Here is a 1,697-nt window from a genome sequence, read left to right as displayed (position 1 = left end):
GCCGGACGAAGGCACCAGGGAGAGCATCGCAGCGATCGCCCCGGCAGATCTCGGCGCCTTCCACAAAGCGAGCTTCGCCCGCGACGGCCTGCATGTCGCCGTGGTCGGCGACATCGACGCCGCGACATTGAAGCGGAAGCTCGACCAACTGTTCGGCGACCTGCCGCAGAGGCAGGCGCTCGCCGCCATCGCCGACACCCAACCCAAGCTTGGCCAGCAGGTGGAGGTCGACTACGACCTGCCGCAGACCTCGCTGCAGTTCGCCTATCCCGGCGTGAAGCGCAGTGCGCCGGATTTCTTCGCCGCGGTGCTGATGAACGAGATCCTCGGCGGCGGCACCTTCACCTCGCGCCTCTATGACGAGGTGCGCGAGAAGCGCGGCCTTGCCTATGGCGTCGATTCCAACCTGGTCGATCACCAGCATTCCAACGCGCTGATCATCACCACCGCGACCCGCTCCGACCGCGCGTCGGAGACGCTTGCGATTGTGCGCGACGTGGTCAAGACATTGGCCGAACAAGGTCCGACAGAGGCTGAGCTCGACGCGGCCAAGAAATACATGATCGGCGCCTATGCCATCAACAATCTGGACTCCTCCGGCTCCATCGCGGCGACCTTGGTGGAACTGCAGCTCGACAGGCTGGGCATCGACTATCTGCAGCGCCGCGCCGGCCTCATCAATGCGGTGACGCTGGATGACGTCAAGGCGGCGGCGAAGAAGCTGCTGTCGCCCGCGCCGGCGATCATGGTCGTCGGGCCGCCGCTCGCCAAGGCTGCGGGAGGCGGCAAGGGATGAGCAGCGGCCCCACCTTCGGCGTTGCCTTCGGCGGCGGCGGCGCGCGGGGCCTGGCCCACATCCACGCCATCGAGGCGCTGGACGAGCTCGGCATCAGGCCGGTGGCCATCGCCGGCTCCTCGATCGGCGCCATCATGGGCGCCGGCATGGCCTCCGGCATGACCGGCAAGGACACCCACGACTATGCCCGCTCGATCCTCGGCCGCCGCGCCGAGGTGGCCTCGCGCATGTGGCGGGCACGGCCGGGCACCATCGCCGAGGCGATGGAGAGCGGCATCCGCGTCAGCCAGTTCAATGTCGAGCGCATCCTGAAGGCCTTCCTGCCAGAGGCCATTCCCGAAACCTTCGCGGAGCTGAAGATCCCGCTCAAGGTGACGGCGACCGACTATTTCGGCCACAAGCTTGCGGTCTTCGAGGACGGCGATCTGCATTCCGCATTGGCTGCCTCGGCGGCCATTCCGGCGGTGTTCCGGCCGGTGACCCGCGATGGCCGCGTGCTGATCGACGGCGGCATCTACAACCCGGTGCCGTTCGACCTCATCGAAAAGGACGCCGACATCGTCATCGCCATCGACGTCGTCGGCGCGCCGAGCGAGGCCGAGCGCAGGCACCCGACCACCGTCGATTTGATGTACGGCGCCACGCAACTGATGATGCAGTCGATCATCGCCAACAAGCTGAGGCAGTGTCCGCCCGACATCCTCATCCGCCCGGCCGTCTCGAAATACCGCGTGCTCGACTTCCTGAAGATCGACACGCTGATGGCCGAGACGGTCGAGATCAAGGACGAACTGAAACGCGCCGTCGAGAAGGCGGTTGCAGAGCACGGCGGCAAGCGCGGCAAGAAGGCGGTGTGAGCGAATCAGCTCCGTCCGCTTCGCCCGGCGTTATACTCCCATAT

General features: G+C 66.4%; 2 protein-coding genes. Both read left to right on the top strand.

What is annotated here, in order from left to right:
- Window positions 1–796 (top strand): pitrilysin family protein (locus EN780_RS33610; protein WP_133372865.1); only part of this gene is annotated, 796 nt, incomplete at its 5' end.
- Complete coding sequence (locus EN780_RS33605; protein ID WP_128276405.1) at window positions 793–1,653, top strand: patatin-like phospholipase family protein; 861 nt, start codon at window positions 793–795, stop codon at window positions 1,651–1,653. The genes EN780_RS33610 and EN780_RS33605, both read left to right, overlap by 4 nt.
- Window positions 1,654–1,697 lie beyond the last annotated feature (44 nt).

The sequence above is a fragment of the Mesorhizobium sp. M4B.F.Ca.ET.089.01.1.1 genome, from assembly GCF_004022605.1.
Taxonomy (GTDB): domain Bacteria; phylum Pseudomonadota; class Alphaproteobacteria; order Rhizobiales; family Rhizobiaceae; genus Mesorhizobium; species Mesorhizobium abyssinicae.
Note: the sequence above shows the minus strand (reverse complement) of the source record. Positions and strands in the feature narration are given on the sequence as shown.